16 protein-coding genes are annotated in these 20,563 nt (G+C 54.9%); 8 read left to right on the forward strand and 8 right to left on the reverse strand.

The features are described 5' to 3' along the window. Window positions 1-106 precede the first annotated feature (106 nt). From JMI88_RS11990 to JMI88_RS12020, 7 genes are all read right to left on the reverse strand, one after another. Complete coding sequence (locus JMI88_RS11990) at window positions 107-871, reverse strand: enoyl-CoA hydratase-related protein (protein WP_201362068.1); 765 nt, start codon at window positions 869-871, stop codon at window positions 107-109. Between the two features lie 42 nt (window positions 872-913). After that, window positions 914-2,119 (reverse strand): thiolase family protein, encoded by a 1,206-nt coding sequence (locus tag JMI88_RS11995; RefSeq protein ID WP_201362326.1) that lies wholly within the window; start codon window positions 2,117-2,119, stop codon window positions 914-916. 67 nt (window positions 2,120-2,186) lie between these two features. Further along, window positions 2,187-2,708, reverse strand: coding sequence for a 1,2-phenylacetyl-CoA epoxidase subunit PaaD (gene paaD, locus JMI88_RS12000; protein ID WP_201362069.1), 522 nt, complete (start codon window positions 2,706-2,708; stop codon window positions 2,187-2,189). Window positions 2,709-2,729: 21 nt separating this feature from the next. Further along, window positions 2,730-3,563 carry a 1,2-phenylacetyl-CoA epoxidase subunit PaaC gene (paaC, locus tag JMI88_RS12005; RefSeq protein ID WP_201362070.1) on the reverse strand — a complete coding sequence of 278 codons (834 nt, stop codon included), beginning with the start codon at window positions 3,561-3,563 and terminating at the stop codon, window positions 2,730-2,732. After that, window positions 3,563-4,150, reverse strand: a complete 588-nt coding sequence (locus tag JMI88_RS12010; protein ID WP_201362071.1) for a hypothetical protein — start codon at window positions 4,148-4,150, stop codon at window positions 3,563-3,565. Before JMI88_RS12010 ends, paaC begins: the two co-directional genes overlap by 1 nt. A 20-nt stretch (window positions 4,151-4,170) precedes the next feature. Beyond that, window positions 4,171-5,112: a 1,2-phenylacetyl-CoA epoxidase subunit PaaA gene (gene paaA / locus JMI88_RS12015; RefSeq protein WP_201362072.1), complete on the reverse strand. Its 942-nt coding sequence runs from the start codon at window positions 5,110-5,112 to the stop codon at window positions 4,171-4,173. A 265-nt stretch (window positions 5,113-5,377) separates the two neighbouring features. Next, complete coding sequence (locus JMI88_RS12020) at window positions 5,378-6,028, reverse strand: TetR/AcrR family transcriptional regulator (RefSeq protein WP_201362073.1); 651 nt, start codon at window positions 6,026-6,028, stop codon at window positions 5,378-5,380. Between the two features lie 146 nt (window positions 6,029-6,174). On the opposite strand from JMI88_RS12020, the gene JMI88_RS12025 reads away from it, so the two are divergent. From JMI88_RS12025 to JMI88_RS12055, 7 genes are all read left to right on the forward strand, one after another. After that, window positions 6,175-7,668, forward strand: coding sequence for an aldehyde dehydrogenase family protein (locus JMI88_RS12025; RefSeq protein WP_201362074.1), 1,494 nt, complete (start codon window positions 6,175-6,177; stop codon window positions 7,666-7,668). Window positions 7,669-7,733: 65 nt separating this feature from the next. Then, window positions 7,734-8,030 carry an EthD family reductase gene (locus JMI88_RS12030; protein ID WP_201362075.1) on the forward strand — a complete coding sequence of 99 codons (297 nt, stop codon included), beginning with the start codon at window positions 7,734-7,736 and terminating at the stop codon, window positions 8,028-8,030. A gap of 190 nt (window positions 8,031-8,220) precedes the next feature. After that, the gene (pdhA, locus tag JMI88_RS12035; protein WP_201362076.1) at window positions 8,221-9,327 is read left to right on the forward strand and encodes a pyruvate dehydrogenase (acetyl-transferring) E1 component subunit alpha; all 1,107 of its coding nucleotides are present in this window, start codon (window positions 8,221-8,223) and stop codon (window positions 9,325-9,327) included. Beyond that, window positions 9,324-10,298 (forward strand): alpha-ketoacid dehydrogenase subunit beta, encoded by a 975-nt coding sequence (locus JMI88_RS12040; protein WP_201362077.1) that lies wholly within the window; start codon window positions 9,324-9,326, stop codon window positions 10,296-10,298. Before pdhA ends, JMI88_RS12040 begins: the two co-directional genes overlap by 4 nt. Before the next feature lie 62 nt (window positions 10,299-10,360). Beyond that, window positions 10,361-11,680 (forward strand): dihydrolipoamide acetyltransferase family protein, encoded by a 1,320-nt coding sequence (locus JMI88_RS12045; RefSeq protein ID WP_201362078.1) that lies wholly within the window; start codon window positions 10,361-10,363, stop codon window positions 11,678-11,680. A 36-nt stretch (window positions 11,681-11,716) separates the two neighbouring features. Next, the gene (locus JMI88_RS12050; RefSeq protein ID WP_201362079.1) at window positions 11,717-12,181 is read left to right on the forward strand and encodes a thioesterase family protein; all 465 of its coding nucleotides are present in this window, start codon (window positions 11,717-11,719) and stop codon (window positions 12,179-12,181) included. Window positions 12,182-12,316: 135 nt separating this feature from the next. Next, on the forward strand, window positions 12,317-13,654 hold the full coding sequence (locus JMI88_RS12055) for an NAD(P)/FAD-dependent oxidoreductase (RefSeq protein ID WP_201362080.1): 1,338 nt from the start codon (window positions 12,317-12,319) through the stop codon (window positions 13,652-13,654). 8 nt (window positions 13,655-13,662) lie between these two features. Here the strand turns inward: JMI88_RS12055 and JMI88_RS12060 are convergent, their stop codons facing one another. Continuing rightward, window positions 13,663-18,900, reverse strand: coding sequence for a HEAT repeat domain-containing protein (locus JMI88_RS12060; RefSeq protein WP_201362081.1), 5,238 nt, complete (start codon window positions 18,898-18,900; stop codon window positions 13,663-13,665). 329 nt (window positions 18,901-19,229) lie between these two features. Here JMI88_RS12060 and JMI88_RS12065 point away from each other — a divergent pair, with 329 nt between their 5' ends. Then, a complete protein-coding gene (locus JMI88_RS12065) occupies window positions 19,230-20,552 on the forward strand; it encodes a glycoside hydrolase family 3 protein (protein WP_373323830.1) in 1,323 nt (440 codons plus the stop codon). The last annotated feature ends 11 nt before the right edge of the window (window positions 20,553-20,563 follow it).

The following is a 20,563-nucleotide window of genomic DNA, read 5'->3' on the forward strand; positions in this document are numbered from 1 at the left end:
AAAAGTTGCAACAACACATAAAATGCGACAACACATAAAATCAATAATTCGGGTGCGCATGCACGCGCCCGTGCGGGGGCGCTCAACTTCCGCGTTAAATGCAATCTTACATTCCGGAAAAGCGGGATGGCCGCTTTTCCAGAAAAGCCTGCATCCCTTCATGGTGATCCTGGCTCTGGCCTGCACGATCCTGCATTTCGGCTTCGTAGTCCAGCATCTCTTCCAACGTGGCGCTGCCGCTGCGGCACAGGAGCTGCTTGGTTAAGCCAAGGGCCAGCGTTGGACCCTGCGCGAGCTCTAAAGCAAAGGCACGCGCCTGCTCCTGGAAAGTGTCGACCGGGAAAATGCGGTCGACGATGCCCAGTTCAAACGCCTCTTCAGCCGTAACACGGGGGGAAAAGGTCAGTAGATCGAAGGCTTTGTTCCAGCCAACGATGCGCGGCAAAAAGTAACTCATGCCGCTATCGGGCACCAGTCCAATGCGGCTGAAGGCGGGAGTAAAAAAGGCGCTTTCGGAGGCCAGGCGTAGATCGCAGGCCAGGGTCAGCGAGAAGCCAGCGCCAGCGGCCGCTCCATTGATGGCGGCCAGCACAGGTTTTTCCAGATGCTGTAACAGCTTGATGACACGATTATAGTGGCGCAAATGATCCTTAAAGGATTCCTGGCGCACCTGGACCTCTTTGAGATCCTGTCCAACCGAAAAGGCTCGGCCAGCGCCGGTCAATAAGATGGCACGAACAGCTGGGTCTTGCGCCTTCTCAAGGGCGTGCCCTAATTCTACCAATAGCTCAGTCGTGATGGCGTTGAGTGCATCAGGCCGATTTAAAGTCAGTGTCAGTAAGCCTGCTTCCTGGTGTTGTGTGATAACCATAATAAACCCCTCCAGAGGAACATGTTGGCAGCGCGCCAGGCGCTATGACAAACGTTCAATGATCGTGGCGATACCCTGACCGACACCAATACACATACAGGCCAGTCCATAACGACCTTCGCGGCGGCGTAGCTCGTGCAGCAAGGTGGTGAGGATGCGCGCCCCCGATGCGCCCAGTGGATGTCCCAGGGCGATCGCGCCACCATTCACATTGAGTTTGTCTACTGGAATCTCTAGCTCACGCATACATTGTAAAGATTGCGCGGCAAACGCTTCGTTCAGCTCAACGAGATCCATGTCGGTCATGCGCAGGCCAGCACGCTGCAGGGCTTTGCGCGCGGCTGGAATAGGTCCCAGGCCCATGTAGGCGGGGTCTACGCCAGCGACGGCCGTGGTGACAATGCGCGCCAGTGGCTGGAGTCCATGTGACCGAGCATAAGTCTGGGAAGACAGCACCAGGGCGGCGGCACCGTCATTAATGCCAGCGGAGTTCCCCGCGGTCACCGTTCCGCCGTCTTTCTTAAAGGCCGGCTTGAGCTTGTTGAGCGCTGCCATCGAGGTATCAGCCCGTGGATGCTCATCGCGCTCTACCGTGAGAGGCTCGCCTTTTTTTTGAGGCACTACAACATTTACGAGCTCGGCGGCAAAGCGGCCCTCGGTCATCGCGGCGACGGCGCGCTGCTGGCTGCGCAGCGCAAACTCATCCTGTTCGGAGCGAGCAATATGATGCTTGCTGGCCACGTTTTCAGCCGTCTCGCCCATGCTATAAGGATAATACATTTCGGCCAGGCGCGGATTAATGAAGCGCCAGCCGATGGTGGTGTCATACATGGTCAGGTTGCCACGGGGGAAAGCGGTCTCTGCCTTGCCCATCACAAAAGGGGCCCGGCTCATGCTTTCAACGCCACCGGCCACAAATAGTTCACCCTGTTCGCTCCAGATAGCCTGGGACGCATCATTGACCGCCTGCAGACCAGAGCCACACAGCCGATTGACGGTCTGGCCAGCGACCGTAACCGGCAGGCCAGCCAGCAATAGCGACATACGAGCAACGTTACGATTATCCTCACCAGCCTGGTTGGCGCAACCAAGCACCACATCCTCAATTTCCTCGGCAGAAATATTGGCCCGCGCGATGGCTTCACGGATGACAAGGGCTCCGAGATCATCGGGGCGCACATCTTTGAGGACCCCATTGTAGCGTCCAATCGGGGTGCGTACAGCCGAAAGAATGACGGCCTCCTGCAACATATACTGCTCCTTCCCGCATCATTGTGGGTGTTCTTCAGCTATTATATCATGGCTTTTTCAGCGCTTAGATCGGTTTAAATTGTTCAAATGGCTGGTGGCATTGCTGACAATAGGCAATGGCACGACAGGGTGTGGGGCCAAAGGGATTTTCCAGCACGGTTTGCCGGGAGCCGCAATGGGGACAGGTCAGGGCCTGCTGCGTCAACATCGGCAACAGGGGACCACGCCCGACGTGCGGCGGCGGGGCAATCCCAACCTTGTTGAGCTTCTGCCTGGCCGACTCGCTCAACATATCACTGGTCCAGGGCTGCTGCATAGTAACCGCGACCTCGACATGCGACGCCAGGGAGAGCAACCGTTCTGTGATTGATGCTTGAATCTGGCTCAAGGCAGGACAGCCAGAAAAGGTCGGTGTAATCACGATGCGAATCGACGAGCTGACGACATCAATGTCGATGCGCCGGATAATACCCATGTCTACCACTGAGATCGCGGGCAACTCAGGATCTGGCACCGTCTGTAAGGCATCCCATATCTGCTGCTCGCTAAGCGAGCCATCGCTTGTGTGTGCAATTATCTCGGACATGCAGATCTCTTCCTTCCGGGGCTACCAACTCGCCTGTGGGTCCATGCGCGAAACCATCGTCATCTGATCCCAGAGGTCGGCAAAATCGGCACTATGCTGTCCCTGGCGACCACCCAGTTGCGCGGCGATGGTAGGATGATACACGGCCGCCGAACTTTCCTCGGACGATGCTCCTTTTGTGATCGGGAGCGGAAGCTGCAGGCGCTCAAATACTGGTACGATGCTGCTCAGCCAGCGCTGCTCCAGAGTAGCGGAGGGGACAGGCAAAATGCCAGCCGCCAGCAAAATATCTTCGTTCTGAAATGGTTCAAATAAACCCAGGGCATCCGGCCAGAGTTGCTGCAGAGCCTCGGTGAGCATTTGATAGGCAGTGGGGGTACCGGTTGCCAGGCGATTCAACCAGACGCTACTATGCATCTGGTGATACACCTCTTCGCGCTGTATCTTGCCAATGGCTTCTACCAGCGGCAGATAGGTTGATGTGGTCAGGCTGGCCAGGCGCACCTGATCGGCGGTTTCGTAGAAGAAACGTCGGGCACAGGTAAAGGCCCAGTTACCACGGCGGCGCTCAACCAGCTGCACCTGCCGATACTCGGTGAGCGTGCGATTATAAGCAACTTGATCGGGGACCGATCCGGTCAGGGCCGCCACTTCCTGGTAGAAAAGCCGGGCATGGCCAATCTCATCCTGGGCGATCGAACTACATGCCACATCCTCCTCCAGCATTGGGGCCACGCCTGTCCACTCGGAGTCCCAATAGCCCAGGATAAACTCATCATCAGCCAGGGATAACAAGAAATTGCTCAAAGGCTGCTGCAGGTCGGGTGGTACCATAGATGCATCAGTAAATTCCATTAACGCGGCCTCTCTTCTTGCGCCCTGACACGCTGGCGGGCAATCTGTAATTTTTCGCGAATATCATAGCCATCCAGCCGCCGATACGAGCGATCGATCGGAGGCTGCAACAAATCGGGATTATCCAGCACTGTGATAGCAGTGAGCGGACAGAGCCAGAGGCGCAGATAGGCCCCGGCGCTGTCCTGAAGCAGGGCTAACGCCTGCGCCTGTGCCTCCTGTTGATTGCTAGCAGTCAGGTTTTGGAGCCAGATCAGCGGTCGCCCTGCTTGCTTCTGAGCGAAAACCACAAACGACGCCACCTGCTCAGCGGTCGAAGCTGGCTGAGCGTCCATCGGCGTAGCCGGATCATAACATATCTCAAGCAAGCTGGAGCGAGGAATAATCCACAGCTTCTGGCTTTCCTGTCTGCGCCCATAAAACTCTCTGGCGTAATGGATGGCCAGCTCGTTGTCAGAGGCCCGCAGATTGCCGCCGTGACGAGGGATGGTCTCGCGGGGCGCCTGTTGGAAAATCTCAAAGACCTCGCCCTCATCAACAGTATTTGTAAGTGTAGCTAGCGAAACATTTCCTGTGTTATCCGTCATTGGAGTCCACCCTGTCCTTGCTATGCAATACTGGTTGCCCTGGCCATGGCCTGCTGACGGTGCATCACGTCGCGCACCCACTGACCATCCTCGTAGGAGAGGCGGCGAAAACCGATGCGCTCAGATGAAGCCGGACCCTGGTTACGAGCGATCGCGCGCAATTCATCCCAGCGGGGCTCACTATAGAGCCAGCGCCCCTGCTCCGCATCATAGCGCAATTCAGGATCTGGGATCACCAGGCCCACCTCGCGCAGGCGCGGTACCTGGATATTTAAGAATTCCTGCCGCAGGTCCTCGTTAGTCTTCGCTTTGATCCGCCATTGCAGGTCTTTATCTTTCTCGGCGGGGGTGTCGGGTCCGTGGAAGACCATCAGCGCCGGCCACCAGCGATCCAGAGCCTCCTGGACCATCGCACGCTGAGCATCAGTGCCGTTCATCATGGTAATAACCATGTCGCGGCCATGCATCATGTGGAAGGATTCTTCCCAGCAAATCTTTTGCATGGTGCGCGCATAGGGAGCATAGCTACTATCGCGCAGCGCGTGCTGCGAGACGATAGCTGCGGCATCTACCAGCCAGGCGATGATGCCTACATCAGCCCAGGATTTAGTGGCATAGTGGAAGGTGTTATGGAACTTGCCTTTGCCTGCAATCAGATCATCCAGGCAGGCGCTACGCGGCTTCCCTAAATCTTCGACCAGGCGATATAGTAGTTCGGCATGCCCTACCTCATCCTGGATCTTCGCGGTCAGGGCCAGTTTACGATGAATAGTGGGGGCGCGCATAATCCAATCGCGCTCAGGAAGGGCTCCCATAAGCTCAGAATTTGCGTGCATCTCAATAAAGCGGATCAACGACTGTCGATAGCCGTCTGGCATCCAGTCGGTCGCTTCAACTTTGCCACCTGCCGCAAGATAGGTGCGAAATTCTGCTACCCGTGCATCTTCATGTTCCTGAGTCATGGTCGCTACCTCTCTTCCCCAGCTCTCTGTCAACAGAGTCATACTGGTATATTTTCTATAATATTTGATATTATTTTTTACCGCCTGGTAAAAATATAAAAGAGAATGAGGTAAAAGTCAATGCACGAGGCGACCTTATTTTACCGGTCGGTAAAATAAGGTCGCCTCGTGCATTGACTTGAAAATGGGGGCATTGCCCATGCAAGACGGGCGGGGAAGGTGAGGGGAGGTTGTATGCAAAAAGAAAAGCGATTCGTAGGTGCGCCTACGGGGAGAGGAGGCCGTTTTCGATGAGGGTGATGAACATGGTGGCGATTTGTTGGGGAGTGTAGCGGCCGGCGGGTTGGTACCAGTGGGAGAGCCAGTGACACATGCCCAGTAGACCGAAGGTGACGATTTTGGAGTCGAAACCAGGTTTGAAGGTTTGTTGAGCAATGCCTTCCTGGATGATTTGCTCGAAGTAGCGTTCATAGTCTTTTTCGCGCAGGGCTATCTCTCTGGCGAAGGGGCCAGTGAGGTGGGCTTGCTCGCGATAAAAGACTGTGACGGCCGGCGAGGTGTTGGCGGTGATGGCGATGTGATGCTCGATCGCTTGATGGAGTTTCTCGCGCGGCGTCAGATCGGATTCGACGATGCGGCGTAGCGGCTCTTCGGCTATATTGAGGACGGTCAAATAGACGAGGCGCAGGATTTCTTCTTTGTTTTTGACATGATAGTAGAGGGCAACTTTGGTTACGCCCAGCGCGTCGGCGATATCATTTAAGCTGGTCGCGCCAAATCCTCGTTGCGCAAAGAGTTCGGCTGCCGTCTCTACGATTACCTTCTGCGTCAAACGTGTTCTTTTGTTAGCTTCGTTCTCACTATCTTTTTTACGCGCTTTTGGATGCGGGATTGGTCCAGATTGATTCTGTTTCATATGTAGTGTTTCCCATCATTTGTTGTCGAGAGCAGGATACCTATATCTTACCATAGAGTAAGTTGCGTATGGATAAGCATTGACTTTTAGCAGGACGTTAGATATATTTTTACCATGTGGTAAAAATGTTAGGAGGAGTTGGCGACATGGTCGAACATGCAACAGAGAAAGAGCAAACCGCATTTTTACAGCAGCAGTCAATGAAGATGCTAATCGGAGGCCAATGGGTTGAGGCGGCCAGTGGAAAGACATTCGATACGATCAATCCTTCCACAGGGCAGGTCTTAGCCAGGGTAGCCGAGGGCGAGGCTGAAGATATAGACAGGGCGGTCGCAGCGGCGCGACGGGCTTTTGAACAGGGAGCCTGGCCTAAACTATCGCCCGCCAAACGTGCCCATCTTCTTTTGAAGCTGGCTGATTTAATTGAGCGCAATGCCGAAGAACTGGCAGAGCTGGAAACTCTGGATAACGGGAAGCCTATCAAGTATTCGCGGGCAGCCGATGTGCCGCTGACGGTCGAGCACTTCCGCTATTTCGCGGGTTGGGCCACCAAAATCGAGGGCGAAACGATCCCTGTCTCGGTTCCCAATATGCTTACCTATACCTTGCGCGAGCCGCTGGGCGTAGTGGGGCAAATCATTCCCTGGAATTTCCCTCTGCAAATGGCAGCCTGGAAACTGGCTCCAGCCCTGGCCTGCGGCAATACCTTGGTCTTGAAACCGGCCGAACAAACACCACTGACAGCCCTGCGCCTCGGCGAGCTGATCTGTGAGGCTGGCTTCCCGGAGGGCGTGGTCAATATCGTGCCCGGCTTTGGTGAGACGGCAGGTGCAGCCCTGGCGGCTCATCCGGACGTGGACAAGATCGCTTTTACCGGCTCGACCGAAGTCGGCAAAAAGATTGTCCAGGCCAGCGCGGGCAACCTGAAAAAAGTAACGTTGGAATTAGGTGGCAAATCACCTAATATTATTTTCCCCGACGCTGATCTTAAATACGCAGTGCGTGGGGCGCTGAACGCCATTTTCTTCAATCAAGGCGAGGTCTGTACGGCTGGTAGCCGACTGTTTGTGCATAAATCGGTCTATGATGAGGTGCTCGGCAACCTGACCAGCATGAGCAGTAAAATGAAGCTGGGCCCTGGCATCGATCCCGGCACCGATATGGGACCTGTCGTCTCGCAGCAACAACTGGAGCGCGTCACGAACTATATCGCTACGGGCAAACAAGAAGGGGCACGCGTCACTACCGGTGGCAACCGGGTAGGCAACGACCTGGCGGCAGGTTACTTTGTGCAGCCAACCGTCTTCGACCAGGTGTCAGACCAGATGACCATTGCGCGCGAAGAGATCTTTGGTCCGGTCGTGGTAGCCATGCCTTTTGAAGAGGTGGAAGAAATAGCTGCCCGCGCCAATCAGTCGGCCTATGGCCTGGCCGCCGGCGTATGGACCAACGATATCAAAAAGGCGCATAAGATGGTCGCCGCTCTCAAAGCAGGCGTCGTCTGGGTCAATACCTATAATCAGTTTGATGCCGCGGCTCCCTTTGGGGGCTATAAACAGAGTGGCTATGGTCGCGAAATGGGTCATGCAGTGCTGGATGCCTACACACAGGTAAAAACAGCCTGGATCAATTTACGCTAACACTATATGGTAAGGTAAGGGCCACTGCTTCGGCGGTGGCAAGCGCAATAAGGAGAAAGTTGACAATGGCAGTCACGATGATCGCGCTCTATAAGGAACCAGCAGACCGTGAGAAGTTCGAGAAACATTACTTTGATACCCATATTCCCCTGGTCAAAAAGATACCCGGCCTGCAAAAGGTCGAGGTCAGCCGCTTCACTGGCAAGGATGCTCCCTACTATCTGATGGCGACCCTATACTTTAATAATAAAGAAGAACGTAAGGCTGGTCTGAGCTCACCCGAAGGCCAGGCAACGAACGCCGATCTCGTTAATTTCGCGACACCAGACAGCGTCACAATCGCGTTTACAGAGATCATTTAGCTATCCTGAGTCTCATCTATCATAGTTACATAGCAGTCTATGCAGTCAGACAGGCGCGGACATGTTCAGCAGCAACAAGGTAACCCCTCCTCAGGTAAAGCCCAACGCTCAGAGCGAATATGCCTGCACCTGCCGCAACGGAGCGGCGCCCTGACGACAACTACAATGATTAGTAAGTACGAGAAGAGACATGACAAGTACACTTCATGAGCATGATATTCGGCCACCGGAGCCAACTAGCGTGCTGGCTCCAGATGGCTCGCTGCAACCGGGTATGCAAATCGAAGAGCCGGCGGAACTGTTACTCGATATGTATCGCTGGATGAGCTTTGGACGCCTCTTTGATACACGGTTGATTAACCTGCAGAGGCAAGGACGACTCTGCACCTATGCACCTGTCGCGGGTCAGGAAGCGGCCCAGGTTGGGAGCGCGCTGGCGCTCAAGCAGGATGATTGGTTGTTTGGTTCTTATCGAGACGGCCTGGCCTGTATTGTGCATGGCCTGCCAGCCGAACATATTCCCCTCTTCTTCCGTGGTCATCCTAAGGCCGGTATGGTTCCCCCTGGCGTCAATGTGTTTGGACAGCAGATTGGTATCGCCGAGCAGATTCCACACGCCGTTGGCGTCGCCTGGGGAATGAAGCTACGCCGGACCAAAACGGCCACTCTGACATTATTTGGAGACGGTGCCACCTCGGAGGGTGCCTTCCACGAAGGTATGAACTTCGCCGCTGTTTTTAAGGCGCCCGTTGTATTGATCAGTCAGAATAATGGCTGGGCTATTTCAGTTCCTCGCTCAAGACAAACAGCCAGCGAAACCATCGCTCAGAAAGCTGTCGCCTACGGCATGCCAGGCAAGCTGGTAGATGGCAATGATGTACTGGTCATGTATCGCGAGACACGAGCGGCACTCGAGAGGGCACGCAACGGGGAAGGTCCAACATTCATAGAAGCCGTCACTTACCGCTTTGGTCCCCACTCCACCGCGGATGATCCGCAACGCTATCAGCCAGCCGGTGAACTGACCGAATGGAAAGACCAGCGCGATCCCATTACACGCCTGCGTATCTGCCTCGAACATCAACAGTTGTGGAACGAAAGTAAGCAGAGCGCCCTGGAAGAAGAGCTGCGCGAATATATTGCACGCAGCGTCACCGCCGCCCTGACCGAACCCATTCCTGCACCAGAAAGCATGTTTGAGCAGGTCTACGCGGAACCAACGCCCATTCTGGAACAACAGCGCCAGGAAATGCTGGAGTCGCTCAGGCAATCCCAGAAAGGAGTCACCTTCCCATGACTCAGCGTAACCTGATTGAGGCCATTAATGATGCTCTGAATGTAGCCATGGGTGAGGATGAGCGGGTCATGGTCATGGGTGAAGATGTCGGGCGCAATGGCGGCGTTTTTCGAGCCACGGATGGCTTGATCGAGCGCTTCGGCGAGGAGCGCGTGGTAGACACACCACTGGCAGAAGCCGGTATTATCGGTACCGCCATTGGCCTGGCAACCTATGGACTACTGCCAGTGGCCGAGATTCAATTTCTGGGCTTCTCCATGCAATCCTTTGCTCAGCTCCTGTTACAGGCAGCCCGTATTCGCGCCCGCTCACGCGGACGCTTCAACTGTCCATTAGTCGTGCGCGCCCCCTTTGGTGGTGGTGTGCGGGCTTTTGAGCTGCACGGCGACGCCCTGGAGGCCCACTTCGTCCATGCTCCGGGCCTGAAAGTCGTGGCTCCGGCCACTCCCTACGACGCCAAAGGCATGTTGCTGGCAGCTGTCAATGATCCAGATCCAATCGTTTTTCTAGAACCCCTGCGCGGCTACCGGGCCGGACGCCAGGAAGTTCCCGATGGTCACTATACCGTCCCGCTGGGAAAGGCCGCCATCGCACGCGAAGGGACAGATATCACAATTGTAGCCTGGAGCGCCATGGTCGCTACCTCACTGGAGGCAGCGGAATTGCTAGCAGACGAAGGAATCTCGGCCGAGGTCATCGATCTACGCACCCTTTCGCCATTCGATAGCGAGACGATTATCCGCTCGGTCGAAAAAACAGGACGGGCCATCGTCGTCCACGAGGCGCCAAAGTCGGCCGGCGTAGGTGCAGAGATCGTCGCTACCATTAACGAGAAGGCGCTCTTCTGGTTGGAGGCGCCGGTCATGCGCGTCACCGGCTATGATGTAGTCTCGCCAGTTATTTTAGAGGATTATCACGTGCCCAGCGCCACCCGCATTATCCAGGCAGCGAGAGCCTCGATGACGATATAACACCGCCTGTTTGACCAATGCACTCGCGCGCTGGTCAACAACGGGCTCTTGAGGAGACATGTATGACAGTGCAATTTCACCTTCCAGACCTGGGAGAAGGAATCACTGAAGCAGAAATAGTTCAATGGTTCGTCAAACCTGGGGATCGCGTGGCGCAGGATCAAGCCATTGTAGCCGTGCAGACAGACAAGGCGGTCGTTGAGCTACCATCGCCGGTAGCAGGCACGGTAGTCGAACTGGCAGCCAAAGAAGGTGAGGTCGTAGCGGTAAAAACCGTCCTGCTGACAATAGAGGAGACAGCGGAGAAGCGGCCTGCCATCCAGGCTATATCCGCCGCCCCGGCCAGCGCAGTGACGCACCAGACCATCCTGCCCGCCATCAAAACCAATCTGAGCAATGGCATCCATAAAGACACGGCTCCAGCGAAATATCCCCAGCGCGTCCTGGCAACGCCAGTGGCGCGGCGGATGGCCAAAGAGTTTGGCATTGACATCGCCACTATCAGCGGCTCGGGCCATGCGGGTCGGGTGCGCACGGAAGATGTGCAGCAGGTAATCGCACGCATGAAGGCCCCGGCAGAGCCGAAGATGCAGCCAGCGGCCCCAAAACAGGTGTCCACAGCGCCTGCCAGCCTGCCTGCTACGCCAGCACCACAAACAACCGGCGGTCCTGAACAACAGCCGGAGGAGCGCATTCCCCTGCGTGGATTACGCCGACGCATCGCCGAGAACATGGTGCGCTCGGTCAGCACGATTCCCCAGGTTTCTTCGCTGATTGAGGTGGATGCGACGGGCCTGGTCGCGCTACGGCAAAGCCTGCTGCCACTGGCCGAATCAGAGGGCATCAAACTTTCCTATTTACCTCTGATTATCAAGGCCCTGGTGCATACGTTGCAGCAATATCCGGCGATCAATGCCACCATCGATGATAGCACGCAGGAGATTGTGCTCAAACGCTACTATCATATTGGTATTGCCACCGCGACCAGCGATGGACTGCTAGTACCTGTGCTGCGCCACGCGGACAAGTTGACGCTGCTGGAGATCGCACGCGAGATAGGACGACTGGCCGAGGCCGGTCGTGATCAAAAACTGAAACTGGAGGAACTACGCGGCAGCACGTTTACCATCAGCAACTATGGCACCGTAGGGGGCTTCTTCACTACGCCCATCATCAATCCAGGCGAAGCTGGCATTCTGGGTCTGGGCCGCATTACCAAGCGTCCCTGGGTGGTGGATGAGCGCATCGAGGTACGCCCGGTACTACCACTTTCCTTTACCGCCGACCATCGCTTGATCGATGGTGAACTGGCCATGCGCTTTCTGAATACCCTGATCGAGTTACTCGAACAGCCACAGCGCCTGCTGCTACATATGCGTTAGCACCAGCCAGCTTAACAAGTAAAGGAAAAGGAAACGATGCAGCCTATTCCGCTCGACCAGCAAGCGGTGTTTGAGATCACCGTGACAGACCAGATGACGGTACAGTTCGAAGAACTGGGCGCCGTCCATCCCGTCTACGCGACCTATTGGATGACGAAACATATGGAGCTGGTGAGCCGTAAGTTGCTGCTACCATTTTTAGAGCAGAACGAAGAAGCGATTGGTCACGAGGTAGTCGTGCGCCATATCGCTTCGGCCCTACCAGGCATGCGTGTCCGGCTCACAGCCCATCATCTCAGGACCGAAAAAAATCGCATCTATATCCATTGCCAGGTCTACAACGAACTGTCTGACCTGATCGGCGAGGGTCAGACCACGCAGGTAGTATTGGCGCGCGAAAAGCTTGACAGCAACTTTCACCTCCTGCAAACACGCTGGCAGCAATTTCAGCAGGCGCCATCCGGACCGGCCATCCCAGGACAACACGCAAACAACGCCTGACGTGTCCCATTTAGAAGGCCCAATACGTTTAAGATAAGGAGATTGTGTAGGTTCGGGCCTTGCGCCCGATTTGTGTAGGTTCGGGCCTTGCGCCCGATTTTTCGAAAACATTCCCGATCAGAGGTGATTTCCAGGATGAAAAGCCATCATAACACAACAACGCCTGACACGCATCCCCATGTCGTCATTATCGGCGCTGGCTTTGGTGGCTTGCAGGCAGCTCTCGCCCTGGGCAAGAAACAGCCAGCATTACAGATGACAGTGATCGACCGCACCAACCACCATCTCTTCCAGCCCTTGCTCTACCAGGTGGCGACGGCGGCCCTCTCGCCCGCAGACATCAGCACACCGATCCGCCATGTCCTGCGCAAGCAAAAAAATACAGTCGTCATCATGTCTGAAGTAACGGGCATCGACGTAGAGCAGAAGCGCGTCATTATGCACCACGGCAGCATCACTTACGACTATTTAATTGTCGCCACCGGCGCCCACGAAAATTACTTCGGCCACATAGAAAGCTGGAAACCATTAGCGCCCGGCTTAAAAAATCTGGAAGATGCGCAGGAGGTTCGCCGCAAGCTACTGGTGGCGTTTGAACAAGCAGAAATCGAAACCGATCCAGAGCGCATCCAGCAATTACTGACCTTTGCCGTCGTTGGAGGAGGTCCGACCGGCGTCGAACTGGCAGGCGCCATCGCCGAACTGGCCTTCAAAACTCTCATCCCTGAGTTTCGCCACATTGATCCCACAATGATTCATATCCTTTTGATCGAGGCCTTGCCGCAGATCCTCGGCGCCTTTCCGGCAGAGCTTTCTAACAAAGCCAAACGTGAACTACAAAAACTGGGAGTAGATCTGCGCCTCAACACGCCTGTGGAGGAGATTACCACGGATGGAGTGATTGCCAGAGACGAATGGATCCCTGCTAGCACGGTTATCTGGACAGCGGGGGTACAGGCTTCGGAGGCGGGCAAGTGGCTAAACACAGAGACCGACCGGGCTGGACGTGTAAAGGTATTGCCAGATCTGACGTTGCCCGCACATCCAGAAATATTTGTGCTGGGAGATACAGCCACCCTTATGCAGGATGGGAAACCGCTACCGGGTGTTGCGCCGGTAGCCATGCAGCAAGGAAGGTATGTGGCCTCCGTTATCGAGCAGAGGCTTGCTAACCAGCAGCCCGGCGCACCATTTCGCTATCATGACAAAGGCTACATGGCAACGGTGGGACGTGCCTTTGCGATCGTACGTATAGGCAAAATCCGCTCCGCAGGCTTCCTGGCCTGGTTGCTCTGGCTGACGGTCCATATTATCTATCTGATTGGCTATGAAAATCGTCTGATCGTTCTGTTGCAGTGGAGCTGGTCATATCTGAGCTTCCAGCGCCGGGTCAGGATCATTACACGCTCAGCCTGGCTAGCGCTGTCTCGCAAAAAGAAGGCTGAGTCGGGCAAACACGGTGGCCCCAGATAGCACAGGGGCTAGCGTAAACGTTGAGACTGGCTGCTGGTTGGTCCTTTGGGCAACTGACGCTGGATGGCCTGGTGGCGTTGCGCCAGGTCGTTCTTTTCCTCCTCAACCAGCTCTAACTCATTGCGCAAACGATTGCGCTCTTTGGTCAATTGCTCAACCATAGCTTTGAGACTTTCCTTCTCACGCTGTATCTTCTTGAGCTCGTCTTCATGCTCGCCCTGCTTATCATTGAACTTCACCAGGTCCTCCTCCAGGTTGCTGATGCGCTTCTGCTGCTCGGCCAATTTCATGGTAGAGGCCAGCAACTCCTTCTTAAAGGTTTCGCGCTGGTGATCAATATCTTGCTGCAGCTTGAGTAGCTGTGGCTCATAGCGCCAGCCAAGCAGTACGTTGGCAACTTCCCGTAGGGCACCTTCATCCGACTTATCCTCACGCAATTCCTGCAACTTACGCGCGTCCCACTGTCCAGTGACCAGTAGACCACCCAGGGCACGCAAGGCGACCGCCAGCTCTTCGGGATATGGCGACCCGGGACGACGATTAGCAATACCATAACGATCGATATTATAGACATAATCCTTGACATCTTCGGGCGCAATGGTCATGCTCAACACCGAGGCAATCTCGGCGCGCAGGGCGGCAGGAGAGTCTGGATCATCGAATACCTCTAGCAGCAAATGCTGTGTCTTTGAACCGAGCAATAAGAACAGGTAGACCAGCTGACGAGGCTGCAGGGGATTATCAATCAGAGCCTGCACCATATGATCGATAATGGCTTGCTCTCCTAGCAGCAGCAGCAACGCCATCACGCGCAGATTAGTTTCCTGGATAGTGCTGGTCTGGACAAATTCAATCAGCTCAGGTACCATCACATGCTCTTGATACTGCAGTTTGGCTTCTTCATGGATACGTGCCAGTAGCAGGGAGACAGCCATCGCGATATCGTCGCGATCATCACTTACCAGCAGGGAGACCAGCTCATCCTTAATCACTTCTGGCGGCATACCACGGAACACAGCCATAGCAGCTTCACGCCGAACCGGATTGTTGCGATCGCTCTGTGCAGTCCAGATAAAGGAGAGGGCAGGCACACCGATCTCACTGAGAATAAACTGGGCCGAGCGGGCCACGGCCGGATCGGGATTGACGATCAGTTCTCCCACACGCGAGACGACCGGGCCGCCATTTCTGATCAAGGCAATTTCCGCCCCCTGGCGACGCTCATCATTGAAGAGCGCCCGCACCAGCTGATTCAGGACGTTCTCCTGGCGCGCAGGTTTGCGGGCCAGGCGCACAAAGGCCTCAGCCACATCTTCGATCAGGCGCGCGTCCTCCAGGCCATCTAACAGGGCGGGCATACTCACATCCACCAGCGTCTCGGTGAGCAGCTCTAGCAGCGCCTCACGGGCATATGGTGGCAGGGCTGGATGGAAAAGCCGAACCACTTCAAGTAAGGCGCGCTGCTGCTCCTGGCCCTGTCGCTGGCGCACAAGGGAGACGATCACGCGCTGCGCAGCCTCACGGGCAGTGACACGCTGATCGTTTAAGCCAGTCACCAGTGGTCTGAGCACGGCCAGGCCATAGCGCGGCAGCAGATCGGCCACCAGCGGGCCACGCTCATGCTCGCCAAGCAGGCTGACCAGTGGTGGTACCGCCTCCTGGGTATACTTCAACAACAAAGCGCTGGCCACACTACGCCTGGGCGGCTGATATAGCGCATCCAGCAGAGCAGGCACAACGGCCTGGCCAGGCATCTGCTCCAAAGTCAGATGCACATATTCACGCACCGACTCATCGCGATGAAGCAGGTGATTTACCAGAATAGGGGCCGCATCCTTACCCTTATCGCGCAAAACGAGCGCCACCTGCTCAGCTTGAGCAATACTACGCCGCTGCTCTAACACGCTGATCAACTGTTCGCCCGGGAACGGCTCCATCATTATCAACGCCCGGCGCACACGCTGAGCAACGACCGTTTCATTGGGAGTATCCATGGCTTCCACCAGACCTGGAAACGCCACCATACCCAGCTGACTCAAGGCTTGAATGGCCGCCTCATAGACCATAGTGTTGCTCATGGAGAGCAGATTCAGCAAAGGAGTAACCACGCGCACATCTGAAAACTGACAGAGGGCCCGGATAATGGCAATGATCACCAGTTGCTCAAGCCGGGGTTGATCGAGCAGATGAATCAAGGCAGGAATAGCCCGTGCATCGCGCAGGTGCTCTAAGATCTGCACCAGGAAGCGAGTGCGCCCCGAAACAGCTGTCGAGAGGGCCTCAACAACAGGATCGACCACACTCTCGCCAATCGCCTCCAGAATAGTAGAGGCGCGTTCAGCGATAACATCATCGGCATCGGTCAGGATGCGCTCAATCAGGCCAGGAATACTCTCAGGAGCATAGACCTGCAAAGCGTGGGATACCTGCTGCCGCACCGACTGCTGGGGGTCCGCTAGTAAGCGCAGCAGGGAATCAAGCGCACGGAAATCGCGCGCCTCACTTAAGATCTGCACCACGCGTACGCGCACCACGTCGGACGGATTGTTCAAACGCTCAATCAAGCGCGGGACAGCGGCCGAACCGATTTCCTGTAATGCCTGTATCATGTTCTGGACTGCGTGGGCATCCTGCGACGACAGGTAGCCGAGCAGCGCATCAATCGCTTTCTCCCAGCGTCGCTCGCGGCTACCACCAGGCAGCGCACCACTTTTACCCTGTTTGACAATAAACTCACGCGCCACCTGCTGGGTCTCTGGCTCAGCCTGATAATTTGACGACAACATGGGCACCGCATGCTCAAGAATACTCTGATACTGCATCAGCGTCACCTGATAGCGCGTCCCATCCTGATCATCCAGGAAACGATCAAGAATAGTCAGTAATGCCTGGTGAACACGGGCCTGGAAAGGTCCAGGATTGCGATTCTCTAATTCCAGCAAGGCACGGTTTAAAATGAGCTGGGGACCCAGGCGAATCAAAGCATTGGTAGCGCGCTGAGCAATAAACAGGTCGCTATCGCGAAGCCGCTCGATCAGTGGCTCAACGGCGCTGCTCTCATTAGTCCAGCCTAGCGTATTAACGGCCGCCGCCCGCAGGCGCAACGAGCGTTCAGGAGCAGGCAGGCTCAAATCAGCAGCCTGTAGCACCACCTGTTCGCCAAAGCGTCCCAGCACACGCACAATACGCTTCACCTGCTGCTCATATGCCATATCATCCACAGCATCCTGCAACTGGGTAAAGAGCAGATCTGGCACCACAGTACGATCCAGCAGCGTCAACAGGTCATCGACGCCATCAGCCGTAATCAACGGCAGCAGGGAACGGTAGACCTCCTGTCCTCCCTCTTCCGCGCACTGGGTAAAGATCAGGGCCAGCTCCTCACGAGCAGCTTTATTGCGCACAGCCACTGAGAGGGACTCTTCAATCCCCGGAGGCAGCACCACCCGATGTTGTATCTCAGCCTGCGGTGGGGTCCACAGCACACCAACACAGACCAGTCCCAGCGTCAGAGCCTGCAGCACATACGCTTTATTGCTCAAGCCCAGCATGCCAAAACACTCAGCCAGTTCCAGGGGATTATCCAGCAAGCCAGCCCAGATAGCGACCGGTTCGCTCCAACGTCCAACGTCCTCCAGCAACTCCTCGCGAATCTGTAAAGAAGGTAACGGACGTGGAGCACAGGCGGCAAAATATTCAGCCACCAGGTACTCAGCAATCAACTCGTGGCGAAAGCTCAAAACGCCATCCGAACTAATCTCGATCAAGCCAGCGCTTTGCGCAAACTGGATCAGGAGGGAGAGATCATCGTACGGCTCGGCCTGAGGCTGCTCATCAAGCACAAAGGGTCCCCGTGCGGGATGTTCATCCAGCCAGAATTTGAGATCATCGCGCACCTCATCAAAATTATGCGCGGTACGGGTCGAGTTAGAGCTTCCCAGCGGGATGACGGATAGCTGAATCGCATTGCGATCATGGGCCCAGCGGGCCGCGCAGGCGACCTCGCTCAAGAAACGCATCACATCATGCGCCGTCGGCGCGCCACTGCCCCACTTTTCAATTTCTTGCTCCAGCAGTTGCTGCACAGACTCGCGTAGCAGTCGTCCACGCGTATCCACCTGCTTGCCGCGTTCCACCCCGATCTTATCGATGATGCCCATCAGGGTGAATAACATCATTGGATTGGTGCAGTGGTAGCGCAAACGGCTACGGTCGATCACCGTCATGATCTGGTCGGCGCTATGTTGCCACTGTACATTCGACTTATCGATGTAACGGGAAACAAATTCCTCCACCTGCTCAGGTAGTAGAGGATAGACCAGCACACGGGCCGCGTGCCCCTCCTCAACGAGGCGAGAAAACTCAGCTTGCTCGCGATAATCCACCTCGCGGCAGGTCATTACCAGGCGGTTCTGGTCCTGGCTCATCACCTCGGCCAGTTCGCGACTTACATGCGCGAGATAGCTGCTATCAACCTCATTGAGGCCATCGCACAATAAGAGCAGCCGCCCCTGCGCAAACAACGCAGGCAGATAGGAGCGTAAAAAACGCATCCCAGGCAAATCATTTTGCGTAATGTAAGAAAGCAGCGAAACAGAGGGATGATCGGCGTGCTCGTCCTCCACCACATCAACGGGTTGAGAAACATCGGGTTGCTGCTGCTTCAAAAACAAACTATAGTTTTTCATCGGCACATAGACGGGAATCCATCCCTTGCTAAACGCCAGGCCCAGCGTCTTCTGCGTCGAAATATACTGATAGACGCGCAGGGCCATAGTTTTACCAGCGCCTGGCACGCCCAGAATCAATAAATGCGAGTGTTGATTCTCGACCAATTGCAGAATAGACATCTGCTCATTACGCTGCACCGCTCCGCTTTGATCCTGGACCTGGTTAAGCTCACTCGTCTGGCGTATATTCGTCAAGGTCGTCAATGGTGTATATAAATCATAGTACTTTTTCTGGGCCTCATGTACCGCGCGCAGGTAACGCACAATAGCCAGGGGTCTGGCCAACAATAAGGCCAGGCCGGTAAAAATACAGAGTTCCGGTAGGGCAATAATAAGAATAAAAGGTAATTTAGTAAGCAAATGGAAAGGAAAAAGTATCCCAAAAACAAGAAGTAAAGTCAGCAGACAGGTTACACCTAACCCGACAAGAAAACAGAGAAGCACACGACGAGGTGCGGTAGAAGTTTGTCGCCCTCCACTTGTGCCCAGGGAAATAGTATTTTGTATTTGTTTCATTTAAGATACCCCGGATCTCTTTTTATATGCATAATAAAAACAGTATATCGCAGTCGATCCATCTCAACAAGCAATAGGGTGATATGTCTTTTTTAAAGAGTCGAATGGTTGGCCTGACTGGCCTTTTTGTGTGATATGTGTTTTACTTTTAAAGGTTGCAGCAACCTTATTGATGATTATAAATTTAAATATCATCGATGTAGTATGCACAATACTATAGGCTCTCGCGATTTTTTCTGTCCTTTATACGCAACTAAGACAGTGATTTTCTTTAAGGGGGGTCTTGTATGGCGACCAATACCGATGAGCGTAACGAAGCGTCCGCGCCAATGCCGCAGCATAGTCAGAGCACATCAAGCACATGGAAACGCCATGGTAGAATAAAATCATTCTGTATCATCTGCGTACTGGTGCTGCTGGTCTGGCAGGCCATTGACCTTGGGCAATCACAATTCATCGGGTCCCAGGGCTGGGCCAGCGTACTGTATTCCCCTAACTCAACAACCAGCACAGCGAAAGATGCACAGGGCATCCTCTCCGGCCTAAACCACCATGCGCTCAATCAAGCCCATTCCGTGAAGCAAGCAGAGCTAACGCCACAGGCATATATTAATCTCATTACAAGCAAATTATCGTTGGATCAGAAGCTAGGCCAGATGATGATGGTGCAATTTGTAGGGGCCAGCTATACACAACCGCTCTCAACCATGCTCAATCAATACCAGGTAGGCTCGGTCCTACTCTTCTCCGCCAACGGCAATATCATCGACAAAACACAGTTCAAGGCTCTGATCCAGGAGATTCACCGTAGCGCGACCAATCTACCCATCAGCCTGGCCATTGATCAAGAAGGAGGGACGGTGGATCGCTTACAACAACTGGATGGGTCGCGTCCCTCAGCCGCTGCGCTGGGAGCCAGCAATAATCTGCAAAAAGTCAAGGCAGCCGGACGGCAGGATGCACAGGATCTCTCTTCCTATGGCATTACGCTCAATCTGGCCCCGGTAGTAGACGTTGATAACTCGGTCTATTCAGAGATGCATCGAGATATGCGCACCTTTGGAACCACGCCAGCCACTGTCTCGCGTATGGCGGAAGCCTATCTAGAAGGGCTACAGCAGAGCCATAAAGTCGTGGGCACGCTCAAACATTTCCCTGGACTGGGAGACGCGACGGCCGATCCCCATGTCGGGCTACCGAGCATTCAACGCTCAAGAAACGAACTGGAAACAATCGATTGGGCACCCTATCGCAACCTGATTCAGCAGAGTCAGGCGCACGCCATTATGGTCACCCACGAAATCGTGCCCGCCATCGATAGCAGCCAACCCTCCTCCCTCTCACCTAAACTGGTGACGGGAATCTTGCGCAATGAAATGGGCTTTCAGGGGGTCATTATGACAGATAGTTTAACCATGGCAGGGGTCACAGCCTACTACACACCCGATCAGGCAGCAGCCCTGGCAATTGAGGCGGGCTCAGATATCATCATGGGCGCTTCAAGTCCTGGAGAGGTAGTGCAAATGCTCAATGGCATCAAACAGGCACTAAACAGTGGAGCGATCCAATTATCACGCATCGACGCATCGGTACGTCGCATATTATTGATGAAATATCAAATGGGACTATTGTCCATTCCTGGCAGCAAATAGAAAGGACGCCA

Source organism: Dictyobacter formicarum, assembly GCF_016587435.1.

Excerpts from the sequence above, each read along its gene's own strand:
- paaA (WP_201362072.1), bottom strand. The coding sequence starts at position 5,112 with ATGACTCAGGAACATGAAGATGCACGGGTAGCAGAATTTCGCACCTAT.
- paaC (WP_201362070.1), bottom strand. The coding sequence starts at position 3,563 with ATGGAATTTACTGATGCATCTATGGTACCACCCGACCTGCAGCAGCCT.
- JMI88_RS12020 (WP_201362073.1), bottom strand. The coding sequence starts at position 6,028 with ATGAAACAGAATCAATCTGGACCAATCCCGCATCCAAAAGCGCGTAAA.
- JMI88_RS12060 (WP_201362081.1), bottom strand. The coding sequence starts at position 18,900 with ATGAAACAAATACAAAATACTATTTCCCTGGGCACAAGTGGAGGGCGA.
- JMI88_RS12010 (WP_201362071.1), bottom strand. The coding sequence starts at position 4,150 with ATGACGGATAACACAGGAAATGTTTCGCTAGCTACACTTACAAATACT.
- JMI88_RS12050 (WP_201362079.1), top strand. The coding sequence starts at position 11,717 with ATGCAGCCTATTCCGCTCGACCAGCAAGCGGTGTTTGAGATCACCGTG.
- JMI88_RS12045 (WP_201362078.1), top strand. The coding sequence starts at position 10,361 with ATGACAGTGCAATTTCACCTTCCAGACCTGGGAGAAGGAATCACTGAA.
- pdhA (WP_201362076.1), top strand. The coding sequence starts at position 8,221 with ATGACAAGTACACTTCATGAGCATGATATTCGGCCACCGGAGCCAACT.
- JMI88_RS12065 (WP_373323830.1), top strand. The coding sequence starts at position 19,230 with ATGCCGCAGCATAGTCAGAGCACATCAAGCACATGGAAACGCCATGGT.
- JMI88_RS12040 (WP_201362077.1), top strand. The coding sequence starts at position 9,324 with ATGACTCAGCGTAACCTGATTGAGGCCATTAATGATGCTCTGAATGTA.
- JMI88_RS11990 (WP_201362068.1), bottom strand. The coding sequence starts at position 871 with ATGGTTATCACACAACACCAGGAAGCAGGCTTACTGACACTGACTTTA.
- JMI88_RS12055 (WP_201362080.1), top strand. The coding sequence starts at position 12,317 with ATGAAAAGCCATCATAACACAACAACGCCTGACACGCATCCCCATGTC.
- JMI88_RS12025 (WP_201362074.1), top strand. The coding sequence starts at position 6,175 with ATGGTCGAACATGCAACAGAGAAAGAGCAAACCGCATTTTTACAGCAG.
- paaD (WP_201362069.1), bottom strand. The coding sequence starts at position 2,708 with ATGTCCGAGATAATTGCACACACAAGCGATGGCTCGCTTAGCGAGCAG.
- JMI88_RS12030 (WP_201362075.1), top strand. The coding sequence starts at position 7,734 with ATGGCAGTCACGATGATCGCGCTCTATAAGGAACCAGCAGACCGTGAG.